The 13,512-nt window shown below is 59.3% G+C and carries 13 protein-coding genes; 9 read left to right on the top strand and 4 right to left on the bottom strand.

Features of this window, described 5'->3' with window-relative positions; genetic code table 11:
- The first annotated feature begins 9 nt into the window (after positions 1-9).
- Entirely contained in the window at positions 10-1,524 is a 1,515-nt protein-coding gene (gatB, locus tag Q1A51_RS08020; protein WP_299599647.1) for an Asp-tRNA(Asn)/Glu-tRNA(Gln) amidotransferase subunit GatB, read from the top strand.
- Between the two features lie 37 nt (positions 1,525-1,561).
- Here gatB and Q1A51_RS08015 read toward each other — a convergent pair whose 3' ends face one another.
- Positions 1,562-3,160: a C1 family peptidase gene (locus Q1A51_RS08015; RefSeq protein WP_299597628.1), complete on the bottom strand. Its 1,599-nt coding sequence runs from the start codon at positions 3,158-3,160 to the stop codon at positions 1,562-1,564.
- 120 nt (positions 3,161-3,280) lie between these two features.
- Positions 3,281-4,468: a class I SAM-dependent methyltransferase gene (locus tag Q1A51_RS08010; protein ID WP_299597631.1), complete on the bottom strand. Its 1,188-nt coding sequence runs from the start codon at positions 4,466-4,468 to the stop codon at positions 3,281-3,283.
- An 85-nt stretch (positions 4,469-4,553) separates the two neighbouring features.
- Between Q1A51_RS08010 and Q1A51_RS08005 the strand changes: the two genes are divergently transcribed.
- A complete protein-coding gene (locus Q1A51_RS08005) occupies positions 4,554-5,027 on the top strand; it encodes a thioesterase family protein (RefSeq protein ID WP_299597634.1) in 474 nt (157 codons plus the stop codon).
- Between the two features lie 48 nt (positions 5,028-5,075).
- A complete protein-coding gene (locus tag Q1A51_RS08000) occupies positions 5,076-5,570 on the top strand; it encodes a DUF4177 domain-containing protein (protein ID WP_366869751.1) in 495 nt (164 codons plus the stop codon).
- A 6-nt stretch (positions 5,571-5,576) separates the two neighbouring features.
- Here the strand turns inward: Q1A51_RS08000 and Q1A51_RS07995 are convergent, their stop codons facing one another.
- Entirely contained in the window at positions 5,577-5,834 is a 258-nt protein-coding gene (locus Q1A51_RS07995) for a BolA family protein (RefSeq protein ID WP_299599649.1), read from the bottom strand.
- Positions 5,835-5,922: 88 nt separating this feature from the next.
- Between Q1A51_RS07995 and Q1A51_RS07990 the strand changes: the two genes are divergently transcribed.
- Positions 5,923-6,549: a J domain-containing protein gene (locus tag Q1A51_RS07990; RefSeq protein ID WP_299200746.1), complete on the top strand. Its 627-nt coding sequence runs from the start codon at positions 5,923-5,925 to the stop codon at positions 6,547-6,549.
- On the opposite strand, the gene Q1A51_RS07985 is transcribed toward Q1A51_RS07990, so the two are convergent.
- Positions 6,542-7,015, bottom strand: coding sequence for a hypothetical protein (locus tag Q1A51_RS07985; RefSeq protein WP_299597641.1), 474 nt, complete (start codon positions 7,013-7,015; stop codon positions 6,542-6,544). The two genes, Q1A51_RS07990 and Q1A51_RS07985, sit on opposite strands and share 8 nt — an antisense overlap.
- A 191-nt stretch (positions 7,016-7,206) precedes the next feature.
- On the opposite strand from Q1A51_RS07985, the gene cobS reads away from it, so the two are divergent.
- The 5 genes from cobS to Q1A51_RS07960 all read left to right on the top strand — a co-directional run bounded on the left by cobS (position 7,207) and on the right by Q1A51_RS07960 (position 13,497).
- Positions 7,207-8,193 carry a cobaltochelatase subunit CobS gene (gene cobS / locus Q1A51_RS07980; protein WP_299200750.1) on the top strand — a complete coding sequence of 329 codons (987 nt, stop codon included), beginning with the start codon at positions 7,207-7,209 and terminating at the stop codon, positions 8,191-8,193.
- A gap of 4 nt (positions 8,194-8,197) precedes the next feature.
- Positions 8,198-8,716, top strand: a complete 519-nt coding sequence (locus tag Q1A51_RS07975) for a hypothetical protein (protein WP_299597644.1) — start codon at positions 8,198-8,200, stop codon at positions 8,714-8,716.
- A gap of 366 nt (positions 8,717-9,082) precedes the next feature.
- Entirely contained in the window at positions 9,083-9,784 is a 702-nt protein-coding gene (locus tag Q1A51_RS07970) for an aspartate/glutamate racemase family protein (protein ID WP_299597647.1), read from the top strand.
- Positions 9,781-11,658 carry a cobaltochelatase subunit CobT gene (gene cobT, locus Q1A51_RS07965; protein WP_299597650.1) on the top strand — a complete coding sequence of 626 codons (1,878 nt, stop codon included), beginning with the start codon at positions 9,781-9,783 and terminating at the stop codon, positions 11,656-11,658. The genes Q1A51_RS07970 and cobT overlap by 4 nt, the downstream gene beginning before the upstream one ends.
- 48 nt (positions 11,659-11,706) lie before the next feature.
- Positions 11,707-13,497 carry an aminopeptidase P family protein gene (locus tag Q1A51_RS07960; RefSeq protein ID WP_299597653.1) on the top strand — a complete coding sequence of 597 codons (1,791 nt, stop codon included), beginning with the start codon at positions 11,707-11,709 and terminating at the stop codon, positions 13,495-13,497.
- Positions 13,498-13,512 lie beyond the last annotated feature (15 nt).

Below are 13,512 nucleotides of genomic sequence, written 5' to 3'. Positions count from 1 at the left end.
GGTGAGACCATGCTTGACCTGACCTATGACCTTCCCAAACCCAAAGTGATTTCCGGTGCCAAGCACGATTGGGAACTGGTGATCGGGATGGAGGTGCATGCACAGGTGTCATCCAACGCCAAGCTGTTTTCAGGTGCCTCGACCAAGTTCGGCGCCGAACCCAACTCAAACGTTGCCTTCGTGGACGCGGCCATGCCCGGCATGTTGCCCGTCATCAACGAATATTGCGTGGAACAGGCGGTGCGCACCGGGTTGGGTCTCAAGGCCGAGATCAACCTGAACTCTGCTTTTGACCGGAAGAACTATTTTTACCCGGACCTGCCGCAGGGCTACCAGATTTCGCAGCTTTATCATCCCATCGTGGGCGAGGGTGAGGTGCTGGTCGAACTGGGTGACGGCACCGCGCGCATGGTGCGGATCGAACGTATCCACATGGAACAGGACGCAGGCAAGTCGATCCACGACATGGATCCGAACATGTCCTTCGTGGACCTGAACCGTACGGGCGTTTGCCTGATGGAAATCGTCAGCCGCCCCGACATTCGTGGCCCGGAAGAGGCTGCCGCCTACATCGTGAAGCTGCGTCAAATCATGCGTTACTTGGGCACATGTGATGGCAACATGCAGAACGGCAACCTGCGCGCGGATGTGAACGTTTCGATCTGTCGGCCCGGTCAGTACGAGAAATATCAGGAAACGCAGGATTTTTCGCATCTGGGCACGCGCTGCGAGATCAAGAACATGAACTCGATGCGCTTTATTCAGCAGGCGATCGAGGTCGAGGCGCGGCGTCAGATTGCGATTGTCGAGGCCGGTGGCTCCGTTGATCAGGAAACACGCCTTTATGACCCGGACAAGGGCGAAACACGGTCGATGCGGTCGAAGGAAGAGGCGCATGACTACCGCTATTTCCCCGATCCCGATCTGCTGCCGCTTGAGATCGAGCAGGCATGGGTGGATGACATTGCGGCGTCGCTGCCCGAGCTGCCGGATGCCAAGAAGACCCGGTTCATCGGGGATTTTGGACTGACCGACTATGACGCGTCCGTCTTGACCGCAGATGTGGATACGGCGGCCTACTTCGAGGCAGTGGCCGAGGGTCGCGATGGCAAGCAAGCCGCGAACTGGACGATCAACGAGTTGTTCGGCCGCCTGAAGCGAGACGATGACAAGGGCATCACCGACAGCCCTGTGTCCCCGGCCCAGTTGGGTGGCATCATCGACCTGATCGGCAAGGGCGACATCTCGGGCAAGATCGGCAAGGATCTCTTTGAGATTATCTATACCGAGGGCGGTGACCCGGCTGAGGTCGTCGAGGCCCGCGGCATGAAACAGGTGACAGACACAGGTGCCATCGAAGCCGCCGTGGACGAGGTGATTGCCGCCAACCCCGCGCAGGTCGAAAAGGCCAAGGCGAACCCAAAACTGGCGGGCTGGTTCGTGGGTCAGGTGATGAAGGCCACGGGCGGCAAGGCCAACCCCAAGGCGGTGAACGAAATCGTCGCCAAGAAGCTTCAGGGGTAATGCACGCGGGCGGTCACTGGCTCGCCCGCGCCCATACTTAGCGTTTTATAAAAACGGCTGGCACCAGCGTGGCCGCAGGACCGTAGGCGATACGCCCGACTGCACGATTGGCATCCCAGCTCATGGCGTGGAACATGCCAATCTCGCGCTGTCCGCGCGCGAAGACAAATGATCGCTGGTTCCGGACACGCGGCATCGTCGTATCGTAGAGCACACCGCCCTCAAGAATGCGCGGCTGCCCTTGTGCCGGGTCATATCGCAACTCAACCGTGCTGACCGGGCCGTCGGCCCCGGTGTGGACGTCCCATGTGCCCTGCGCGCGTTGCCAGTCGATGCCGGACACGCGTGCCGGAGCCTGTGGTGCATCCACATCGTCACGCCACATGTACCCGCCATAGACTTTCCCGTCCGTGTCACGATGCTGACCACTGGCAAAGCTCGCATCCTCGGTCAGGGTGTAGTCGAACGTTCGGCCCGTGAGCGTATCATAGCGCGCATTCGGATTGTTCTTGTCGATGTAGAAGCGGATACGATTACCGGAAATCGCGCCGTTCACCCGGTATGCCGTGCCGGTGGCGTCAAAGTATGTCCCGATGCGCCGATCCTGCAGGTCGTCACGGGATTTGGTGATGCTGGTCATCACACCCGGAACCTTGTTGATGTCAATCACGCCGCGATGCCCATCAAAGATGATGTTCCAACGGCCAACAAAAGCCGCCTCGCGCCACGGTTTCGGTTCGACGACCCCGGTGATGTAACCAGCATTGACCAGATTGCCCCGCATGAACGCGTAGGTGAGATAGGTAAACCCGTCGGACCGGGTGGCACCGTTCGATACCCCCCAACTGTTCTTGGCGATGAAGTAGTGGTTGGCAGGGTTCGGGTCTGTCTTGTCATAGCCGACAAGCAACATGGCATGACCGGCAGGAGGACATCCGCCTGGGCAATCATCTACCAGGATCGTATCGCGCGACCCTGCCGTCCGGATCACACCGTTGCCGTTGGTGAACCCGCCTGTCACCTCTCGGTTTTGGGCAAGCCGCCCCTCGATCTGGCGGATGGCAGCATTGACGCCGTTTGTAAAACTGATGTCAGTGTACCCCGTTCCAGCATAGTAACGCGGCGCTTCCAGCGCTTCGCGCGGCCAGATACCGCTGGTCAGGTTGAAATTGTTCATCGTGCGCTGGCTTTGCCAAAACGGTGCATTCCAGCGGTTGGCGACCCGGGGGTCGTCATTTACCGTATAGCGGTCGCGATAGGGCCAATCGCGTTCTGTTGGCACCTTGATACCACTCGACAACAGTTTGAGCGTTTCGGTGGCAGTGCCCCCGCCCGCATAGGCCAATTGGTTCTCGGTTTGGGCGGCGGTCCCTGCCGCGACATTGGTCCACCGCGTCAGCCACATCGTCTTGATCGCGCTCCGCGCAAAGCTTTCGGACAGATCAACGCGGATACCGCGCCGTAGATACGCGGCCTCGATTGCGGCGATGGCCGCAAAATGGGTACATGTATTCTGGTTTCCTTGATTCCGAATGCCTGTCTGCTGTGATCGCAAGTCGACACTGTTTTGGGCAGATACGGCCGTCCCCAATCCCAGAAGCACAACCACAAAACCAAACACAATTCTCAATCGCATCTATTCAAACCTTTCAAAGATAACAAAAAATACGATCGAGATTTAACGCCTGCGTACCATTCGACAATCCCCCCAAACGGAGGGTTCCACCATTGCGTGTTGTTGGCTAGCGTGCCCGATTCAGCCTTGTCCGACCAACAGGTGGGAATAGTGCATCAGCCCCGACGGGCAGAGCGCCGCCTCGACCGCCGCCCAGTGGCGCAGGTCCATTTCCGACGGCGCGATATCTGCCACAGGCCGATGCCCATCCACCCGCGCAACCAGCGGCGCGGCCTGTGCCGGGATGCCGAAATGAAATGATGTCCCCGCAGTGTCGATGGTCAGCCCCTGCCCCTTTGCCAGATGGCTGGCCAGTGCGGCGGCATCCATGTCGCGCAAGAGCGGCACCGCGTCAGGCCGACCCAATGGTGGCGCGATCACCTGTCCCTTGGGACGGGCATAGGCGATGTGGGTCTTGAACGTGCCGCGCAGGTCCTCGGCCAATTGCATGTCTGCGACCGGGTCAAGACCGCTTGGATCATCCAGCAACGGTGCGGGGTCATAGAGCATCGCTTCGGGCGCGCCCGCATAGTCCAACCCGGCGGCGTTCAACGCCTCGATCAGCGCCGTGATCGTGAAGGGTCGATCCTGACTGTGCAGCAGCAGGTCATAGAATCCCGCGTCTCCATTCTTGTGATCCACAAGGCGTTGATTGCGCTTGAACGGGTGCGCCTCCGGCAGACGGTCAAAGACGCGCTTGGCGGCCTTCAGTTGTTTCTCGGGCGGCAGGTTGTGGAGCAGTGTGTTAAAGGCGTCTTGCAGCGGGTAAACGCCAGACCGCCCGTGAGGGGCATAGACCATGAGGCCAATGCCGCCATCCGGTTTAAGCGCACCCGCAAGCGCATCGAACCCCGCCTGCGGATCCGACAGGTGATGCAACACACCGCAGCAATCGATGTAATCGAAGGGACCATAGTCGCCTGCATCAAGCAGTGACCCAGTCACAAAAGTGATACCGCTAAGTTTACGCACCTCTGCCCGCTTCTCAGCAATCCGACGCGAGGCCTGTGACAGATCTAGATAGGTGATGTCATAGGACCGGCCTGCATCCGTCAGCTTCTGCGCCAGCTGGATCAGGGCATCGCCTGTCCCGCCGCCGGCGACCAGCGCCTTGAGGCGCTGCGACCAGTCCCGTGCCCCGCCCCAGAGCCAGTGGTCCATTTCAACCGGCAACGACGGCGACCCGGTGATCAGCCGTTTGCGTTCGTCCGTGGGTTTACGCTCGGGGTAGGGAAACGCCTCGTACTGGGCGCGCACGGTGTCGGTCATGGCATATCCATTCAAACAATGGTTTTCAGCTTTACCACCCCTGCCCGCGCATGCAATCCGGTGGGACGCGCCAGCAGGAGGTCACATGCAAGCCCCGTTTCAATCGACCGTGATGACGGTCAAACCCGAGTGGATCGACTTCAATGGCCACCTGAACATGGCCTATTACGGCGTGCTGTTCGACATGGGCGCGGACCAGATGTTCGAACATTTTGGGTTCGGCCCGGATTATCAGTCACGCACCGGCAACACGACCTATGCGGCCGAGTTCCATGTCCGCTACATCCGCGAATTGCATGTGAATGATCCTGTGATTGTCAGCTACCACCTTGTGGATTTTGATGCAAAGCGGCTGCATTCCTTTCAGGAGCTGCGCCATGCTGACGGCTGGCTGGCGGCGACGGGCGAAACGATGACGTTGCATGTGGACCAATCAGGCCCCCGCGTGGCACCGATGCCCGATGACGTGCTGGCGCGGGTGAAGGACGTTGCACAAGCGCATGCGACCTTGGGCAAGCCAGAAGGCGTGCACGCCAGCATCGGTATTCGCCGTACGTAAGGGACGGGCTTTCCACTTTTGACCCTGCCGGATATATCCGCGCGAAACATGACGAGGGGAAAGATCATGTCAGGTTGGGAATACAAGGTCGTACCCGCCCCCACCAAGGGTGTGAAGGGTAAGGGCGTCAAAGGTCCGGAAGCGCGGTTTGCACATGCGCTTGAGGCAATGATGAACGATATGGGCCGTGAAGGTTGGGAGTTTCAGCGCGCTGAAACGCTGCCTTCGATCGAACGGTCCGGTCTGACAGGCAGCACGACCGAATGGCGCAACCTTCTGGTGTTCCGTCGGACGGTCAGCGACCCGATTGACGAGTTTGAACCCGAGCTGCTTCCACCGCCAACCGAAGCCTTGGAAACGGAAGCGAGTACGACCGATGTCGAAGCAGAGGACGAGCATGTAGATGCGACATTTGCGCCCGGTGAAGGCGCCACGCAGATGGCATCTGACAATGGCGTCGAAGAAACCAGTCCGGTATCCGGCATGACCGCGTCGCTCAAGAACCTGGCAAACCAGCGTGGCAGTGCAGACGCAAAAGATTAAAGCTTTTTAAACATCCAGATCCAGCGCAAGCGCATGAATGCGCCCGATCAGCTCGGGTCCAAGCGCTGTATGCACGGCACGATGACGAGAAACACGGTTTTTCCCTTCAAAAACAGAACTTCGCAGCATGACATTAAAGTGGCTCTGCCCCGCAGCTGGCGCCCCGGAATGGCCCGCATGACTGGCGCTGTCATCGACCACGACAACCTCGCGCGGACTGAACGCGGCGCGCAGCTTGTCTTCAATTTCTTGCCGAACGGTCATTTCACCTGACATTTTTTTCATTCACCCCCTTCAATCTCTGTCCGCAGACTCTAAACTTGTGGGCCTGAGTCGGAAAGGACCCCTTCCCATGCCCAAACACGATCCATTTGGTTTTGATATGTCCGTGTCTTCTGCAAAGAAGAAGAACCCGCGCGGACGCAGGGGTATGTCAGGCGCGTCCGAAACGTCCACTCGGGTGTGTGATCACGAGGGTTGCGAAGAAGCGGGCAAGTTCCGGGCACCCAAAGCGCCTGACGTGCTGGACGACTTTTTCTGGTTCTGTCAGCAGCACGTGCGCGAGTATAACACCAAGTGGAATTTCTTTGACGGCACAACCGAGGCCGAGATCAACGCCCAGCAGTCCAAGGACAAGGTGTGGGAACGTCAGACCAAACCGATGGGCGACCCCGAAGCGCGCGCATGGGCACGCTTGGGCATCGAGGACCCGCACCAGGTGCTCGGCAAGAACGCGACGCAGAACCCCGGTCGCGGTGGCTCTGCTGCAGCCCGCCGTCTGCCGCCCACGGAAAAACGGGCGATCGAGATCCTGGACGCCACGGCCGATGCGACCAAGGCCGAAGTGCGCAAGGCCTACAAGGCGCTCATCAAGGTGCTGCACCCCGACATGAATGGCGGGGACCGCAGCCAGGAGGAGCAGCTGCAAGAGGTTGTGTGGGCTTGGGATCAGATCAAAGACAGCCGAAATTTCAAATAGATACCTGCCTTTCCACACGCAAGACGACATGAACAAGAGCCGCCGACAACACCCAGACGGCGACGACCACCCAATTGGTGCTGATGCCATCGCCGACGGCCAAAAGGCCCAAGGGAACTGCATCTGTCATGGCAGTGACGAAACCACCGGCCACGCCGTAACGCATATCGGCTCCTGATAGGCCGAACGGCACCGCAGCGATGGCCGCCCCTAGTGCGGTGGCGACCGGCCAGGCCAAGATGCAGATCACCACGCCTATCAACCCACTGCGGCCCAATGCGCTGGCCAGGATGGCGCCTGCGCAAGCCGCACCAAAAACAGCTGTCAAAGTCAGAAGCCATGTTGGTGGCAGAAAGCGCGCCAAATCGCCGCCCCACAGGCTCATGGCTTGCGCTGTTGCACCACCACCTATGCCGGTCAGGATGGCGCTGTGCAGTCGAATGGAGGGTTGGATGAAGCATGTCACGATGAGATTTCCTTTGTTGACGATCCCAATGTGACCAAGGGTTGTGCAGAGACTGATCTGCTGCTTGTGCAGGTCTTGCGCAATTTCCAGGGCTACCCGCCCCCCTTCCCCTTGCCCTTTCCGGCTATATGTTGCACCACGATCAGCGCGCCCATCCGGGGCGCGTTTTCTATGCTGAAGGACAATTTGAGATGGCGGACGGTGGAATGGACATCAATGCAAAACCAACCGAGGAAATCTCGGTCCGCGAAGTGTTTGGCATTGATACGGACATGGTGGTCAAAGGTTTTGCAGACCGGACAGAGCGCGTGCCCGAGTTGGACAGCACCTACAAGTTTGATCCCGACACCACGCTGGCGATCCTTGCAGGCTTTTCCCACAACCGTCGTGTGATGATCCAAGGTTATCACGGGACGGGCAAGTCGACACACATCGAACAGGTGGCGTCGCGTCTGAACTGGCCTGCGGTCCGTGTGAACCTCGACAGCCATATCTCCCGCATCGACCTGATCGGCAAGGACGCCATCAAGTTGAAAGACGGCAAGCAAGTCACTGATTTCCAAGAAGGTATCTTGCCTTGGGCCTTGCGTAACCCCACCGCCATCGTGTTCGACGAATACGACGCGGGCCGCGCCGACGTGATGTTCGTGATCCAACGTGTGCTGGAGGTTGACGGCAAGCTGACGCTTCTGGACCAGAACCAGGTGATCAACCCCCACCCCTATTTCCGCATCTTTGCGACGGCCAACACGGTCGGTCTGGGCGACACAACCGGCCTCTATCACGGCACGCAGCAGATCAACCAAGGCCAGATGGACCGCTGGTCGCTGGTGGCAACGCTGAATTACCTGTCGATCGATGCCGAGACGGCGATCGTCCTGGCCAAAAACCCGCACTACAACACCGCCGAAGGTCGCAAGACCGTCAAGCAGATGGTGACTGTGGCTGACTTGACCCGCACCGCATTTATGAACGGTGACTTGTCGACCGTGATGTCGCCTCGGACGGTGATCTCCTGGGCACAGAACGCCGAGATTTTCCGCAATGTTGGCTACGCCTTCCGACTGTCTTTCCTGAACAAGTGTGATGAGTTGGAGCGGCAGACAGTGGCGGAGTTCTACCAGCGTCTGTTCGACGAGGAATTGCCGGAAAGTGCGGCAAGCGTGAGCTTGGGGTAGACGCATGTATGCATTACCCAAAGTTGCAGCTATTTTGGTTTCGGCGCTGTGCATATCGGCCTGTGAACCGGCTCCACCGACGTCTAAACCGCCTGCAAAGCAGCTCTCGCAGACGCTGAGTCAGGACATTCGGGCTGGCCGGATCAATGAGTATGAACAGTATTCCCGCTGCGCCGGCTTACAAAGCTTGTTCGCTAAACTCGGTTCGTCAAACATGAAAAACATGTCTGCCGAGCAGCGAAACATGTTCGCAGCATTGGCGATCAGCTCTGCACTTTTTAACGGGCTGGCCACCGCCGAACTCGTCAAGACTGATCCAAGAAAACCAAACGTCGCTTCCGCCGCCAAGAAGCAATCGCAAAGAAATGTCGAAGCATATGCGGCGACATACGGATTGGTGTTTTTTTCGGCCCAGGTCCAGTCATCAAGAGGGCAGGCCGTCATCCCTAAACTCATTGAAAGCGACCTGCTCACTTGCAGCCGCTTGATTAGAGACAAGGCACAAATAACTCGTGCGTCTTGATTGCAAAGGTCGCATTACTGGAACGCACGAAGCCATCCTGTTAGTGACTGATAGCCGTCAATGATCCTGGTTGGCACACTAAAGTAAGCAGCCTGATCCGCAAAACCGCCAAGTAAGGCCACTCATGGCACAGCAAAAAAACAACCCCGCCGATCCGTTCAAGAAGACCCTCGCCGAAACCACTGACAAGGTTCTGGCGATCTTGTACAGAAACACCGCGGACTTGCTTGGAAAGGCTGCTCTCGGACTACGCTCAGAATACGACGCTGGAGTCTTTTCTTTGCTCCCTGTTCCATCGGAACCAATAACGGAGCCAGAGACTCTCATGGACTGTGACTCAGCATTGTCGGTGCAAGGATTGTAAAGATGCATATCGGCCTGATCGGCGGCATTGGTCCCGCGGCAACCGTTGTATATTACCAACGCCTGACCGACGCGATGCGGGCGCTGAATGCACCTTTGGACCTGACGATTGTAAATACTGAGGCGTCTACGCTGCTGGCCAACAATTTGGCAGGGAATACGGAGGCGCAGGCAGAGATTTACGCCGTGCTCATTGAACGGTTGAAGGCGGCGGGTGCGGACTGTGCTGCTATCACCTCGCTCGGCGGACACTTTTGCTTTGAGGAAACTGTTGCACTGTCTGCGTTGCCACTGGTCAGCGCGGTCAGCCCGCTTGACGCCTTTTTCGTTGCACAAGGCTTTGAAACCGTCGGTTTGCTTGGAACGGGTGTCGTGATGCGGACGCAACTGTATGGTCAACTTGCGCAGACCAAGGCGGTTGCACCTCAAGATATCGACGGTGTCGGATCGGCCTATACCGACATGGCCCTTGCTGGCCGCTGTACAGACACTCAGCGCGCTTTCTTCATTGAAGAGGGCCGCAAGCTGGTTGACGCAGGCGCACAGGCCGTCGTTCTGGCGGGGACCGATCTGAATCTGGCCTTTGACGGGCGCGACGTGGGCTATGAAGTCATCGATGCGCTTGATATCCATGTGGATGTGCTGGTTGCCCTCGCAACCGGGCGCGCCACCCTATCTGTCCATTCCGTAGGCGGTTCTGCATGAGCACCCAAAACGACAACCCCGCCGATCCGTTCAAGAAGGCCCTCGCCGAAGCCACCAAGGTCATGGCGAACGATCCCGAGTTGAACGTCTCTTACTCCGTCGATCCGGCGGGTGTGTCCGGCGATTCCATGCGGTTGCCACAGGTTTCCCGTCGCATGACCCGCGAAGAGGTGCTTTTGGCCCGCGGGACGGCTGACGCTTTGGCCTTGCACCGCCGCTATCACAACGGGCAGACCCATGCGCGCTACTCTCCCCAGGGCGAGATGGCGCGGGATCTTTATGAAGCCATGGAAACGGCGCGCTGTGAGGCGATGGGTGCGCGGGATATGCCGGGCACGGCTGGTAATATTGATGCCAAGATTGCCAACGAGGCTCTGCGCAAGGGCTATGATCAGTGCAAACAGGCGTCTGACGTGCCGTTGGCCGCAGCTGCCGGGTATCTGGTGCGCCATCTGGCGACCGGTCGCCCTCTGCCCGCAGGGGCCGAGAACGCCATGGAGCTGTGGCGCGGGTTTATCGAGGATCAGGCGGGTGGGACGCTTGAAAACCTTGGTGACATTCTGGACGACCAGGCCGCCTTTGCTCGTTTTGCGCGGCAGGTGATCACGGACCTCGGTTATGGTGACCAGTTGGGTGACGATCCTGATCAGCTGGACGAGGATCAGGAAGACCAGGCCGAGGAAGGCCAGGAAGAAGAGCAGGAACCCGACAGCACTGGTCAGGACGATCAGGACGAAGAGAACGCCGAAGGCACACCTGAAAGCTCGCAGGACGAGACGCAAGATGCCTCAGAGGCCCAGGTGTCCATGGATGACATGGCCGATCAGGAGATGGGCGAAGAGGCGGAGATGCCCGAAGGCGAGGCGCCGCTGGAGCCCCCTGCCCCGCAGCCGGTGTCCGAGGCTGATCCGGACTACAAAGTCTACCTCGACACCCATGACGAAGAGATCGGCGCCGAGGACCTGGCCGAGCCGGTCGAGTTGGAACGCCTGCGGGCCTATCTGGATCAGCAATTGGAGCCATTAAAGGGTGCTGTTTCACGATTGGCCAACAAATTGCAGCGCCGTTTGCAAGCGCAACAGAACCGTAGCTGGGAGTTCGACCGCGAGGAAGGAATTCTGGACGCCGGGCGTCTGGCGCGCGTGGTAGCGAACCCGACGACGCCGCTGTCCTTCAAGGTCGAAAAGGATACTGAATTCCGCGATACGGTCGTCACGCTGCTGCTCGACAATTCTGGGTCCATGCGTGGGCGTCCGATTTCAATTGCGGCTATCTGTGCCGACGTTCTGGCCCGCACGCTTGAGCGGTGCAATGTGAAGGTTGAGATCCTCGGCTTCACCACCCGCGCCTGGAAAGGCGGCCTTGCCCGCGAGGCATGGCTGAACGATGGACGCCCCAGCCAGCCCGGGCGTCTGAACGACCTGCGCCACATCATCTACAAGTCGGCCGATGCGCCCTGGCGCCGGACACGGCCCAATCTGGGGCTGATGATGAAAGAAGGCCTGCTGAAGGAAAACATCGACGGTGAGGCGCTGGAATGGGCGCACCGCCGGATGGCGGGGCGTCCCGAAGCGCGCAAGATCCTCATGGTGATTTCGGATGGCGCGCCCGTCGATGACAGCACCCTGTCCGTGAACCCTGCCAATTACCTCGAGAAACATCTGCGAGATGTGATTGCTATGGTCGAACGGAAGAAGGCCGTTGAATTGTTGGCCATCGGGATCGGGCATGACGTGACCCGCTATTATGACCGCGCGGTGACCATTACCGATGTCGAACAATTGGCCGGTGCAATGACTGAACAATTGGCTGCGCTGTTTGACAGTGATCCACGTGCGCGGGCGCGTGTCATGGGGATGCGGAAGGCCAGTTGAGATCGACCCTTCGGGGAGGATTTTTTGAAACAGGGAAGAGGCCGAGCGATGTTCCAGAGCTTTGAAGTCACTGCACGTCCGGAACAAGGGCCGCCTCGGCTGGCTGCACTGCGCGCTGAACTGGGCAAGGATGGTCTGGACGGATTTCTGATCCCCCGCGCTGACGCGCACCAAGGCGAGTATGTCTCTGCCCGCGATGAACGGTTGGCATGGTTGACCGGGTTCACAGGCTCTGCCGGGTTTTGTGCCGCCTTGCGTGACGTGGCAGGCGTATTCATTGACGGGCGGTATCGCACCCAGGTGAAGGCACAGGTGGCTTCGGACTACACCCCTGTTCCATGGCCGGAGGTGTCCCTGGCAAGTTGGCTGAAGGACCAGTTGCCCGAGGGCGGCAAGGTCGGTTTTGACCCCTGGTTGCACACGCCGGGACAGATCGCGCAGGCAGAGGACGAGCTGAAAGGAACTGACATTGAACTTGTGCAGTGCGAGAACCTTGTGGACCGCATCTGGGATGATCAACCCGCACCGGCAACAGAACCCGCCAAGGTGCATCCGCTGGACTTTGCGGGCGAGTCCCAAAAGGACAAGCGCACACGGCTGGCCCGGACGCTTTCGGACGCAGGTGCAAAGTCGGCCGTCATCACCCTGCCCGACAGCCTGTGCTGGCTGTTGAACATCCGTGGTTCTGACATTCCCCGCAATCCAATTGCGCAGGGCTTCGCCATCCTGCACGCCTCAGGGGCGGTCGATCTGTTCATGGATGCGATCAAGCTTGTCGAGGTGCGCGATCATCTTGGGGATGACGTGACCTGCCATGCGCCAGACAGCTTTCTGAGTGCGCTCGCCGATTTGGAGGGGCCCGTGCGCCTTGAAAAATCGTCGGTCCCCGTGATCATTGCGGATGCCATCGCGGATCGCGTGCAATGGGGGGACGACCCCTGTGCCCTTCCCAAGGCCTGCAAGAATGCCGCGGAGATTGCGGGCACTGCCGAAGCGCATTTGCGCGATGGTGCTGCAGTGGTCGAGTTGCTGGCGTGGCTGGACCGACAGGCCCCCGGCAGCTTGCGCGAAACGCAGGTCGTCACGCAGTTGGAACAGTATCGCCGGCGCGACAACGCCCTGCAGGACATCAGTTTCGAGACAATCGCGGGGACCGGGCCGAATGGTGCCATCATGCACTACCGCGTGACGGAAGAGACAGACAGCACGCTGGAGGATGGTCATCTGATCGTTCTGGACAGCGGCGGCCAGTATCTGGACGGCACCACGGACATTACGCGGACAATTGCCATTGGCGCCCCCCCCGACGAGGCGCGCACCGCATTTACCCGCGTGTTGCTTGGGATGATCGGCATGTCGCGCCTGATCTGGCCGGTTGGGCTGGCCGGACGGGATATCGAGGCGATTGGCAGGGCCCCGTTGTGGTATGCGCACCAGGATTTTGATCATGGGCTTGGTCATGGTGTCGGTACGTATCTTTCGGTGCATGAGGGACCGCAGCGCCTCAGCCGCCTCAGCACCGTGCCTTTTAAGCCCGGCATGATCCTGTCGAACGAGCCAGGATATTACCGGGAAGGTGGGTTCGGTATTCGGATCGAGAACCTGATCGTGGTCGAAAAGGCGGAGTGTCCACCCGGCGGCGATGCCCATCGAGAGATGCTCAGCTGGCGGACACTGACCTTCGCGCCCATTGACCGCCGCCTGATCGTGCCGGACATGCTGGACGCAACGTCACGTACGTGGCTGAACGCCTACCACGCTGAAACTCTTGAGAAAATTGGCCCGCGCGTATCGGATGATGCGCGAGAATGGCTCACGCAGGCTTGCGCGCCCCTGTAAGTCTGGCCGCGGTTT

This window comes from uncultured Tateyamaria sp. (assembly GCF_947496075.1).
GTDB lineage: Bacteria > Pseudomonadota > Alphaproteobacteria > Rhodobacterales > Rhodobacteraceae > Tateyamaria.
The sequence above is the reverse complement of the archived record's forward strand: the minus strand, read 5'-3'. Positions and strand labels throughout refer to the sequence as shown.

Bases quoted from the DNA above. Each gene is read 5' to 3' on its own strand.
- Q1A51_RS07975 (WP_299597644.1), top strand. From the start codon at position 8,198: ATGTATGCATTACCCAAAGTTGCAGCTATTTTGGTTTCGGCGCTGTGC.
- Q1A51_RS08000 (WP_366869751.1), top strand. From the start codon at position 5,076: ATGACGAGGGGAAAGATCATGTCAGGTTGGGAATACAAGGTCGTACCC.
- cobS (WP_299200750.1), top strand. From the start codon at position 7,207: ATGGCGGACGGTGGAATGGACATCAATGCAAAACCAACCGAGGAAATC.
- Q1A51_RS07995 (WP_299599649.1), bottom strand. From the start codon at position 5,834: ATGACCGTTCGGCAAGAAATTGAAGACAAGCTGCGCGCCGCGTTCAGT.
- Q1A51_RS07990 (WP_299200746.1), top strand. From the start codon at position 5,923: ATGCCCAAACACGATCCATTTGGTTTTGATATGTCCGTGTCTTCTGCA.
- Q1A51_RS07960 (WP_299597653.1), top strand. From the start codon at position 11,707: ATGTTCCAGAGCTTTGAAGTCACTGCACGTCCGGAACAAGGGCCGCCT.
- Q1A51_RS08010 (WP_299597631.1), bottom strand. From the start codon at position 4,468: ATGACCGACACCGTGCGCGCCCAGTACGAGGCGTTTCCCTACCCCGAG.
- Q1A51_RS08005 (WP_299597634.1), top strand. From the start codon at position 4,554: ATGCAAGCCCCGTTTCAATCGACCGTGATGACGGTCAAACCCGAGTGG.
- cobT (WP_299597650.1), top strand. From the start codon at position 9,781: ATGAGCACCCAAAACGACAACCCCGCCGATCCGTTCAAGAAGGCCCTC.
- Q1A51_RS08015 (WP_299597628.1), bottom strand. From the start codon at position 3,160: ATGCGATTGAGAATTGTGTTTGGTTTTGTGGTTGTGCTTCTGGGATTG.
- gatB (WP_299599647.1), top strand. From the start codon at position 10: ATGCTTGACCTGACCTATGACCTTCCCAAACCCAAAGTGATTTCCGGT.
- Q1A51_RS07970 (WP_299597647.1), top strand. From the start codon at position 9,083: ATGCATATCGGCCTGATCGGCGGCATTGGTCCCGCGGCAACCGTTGTA.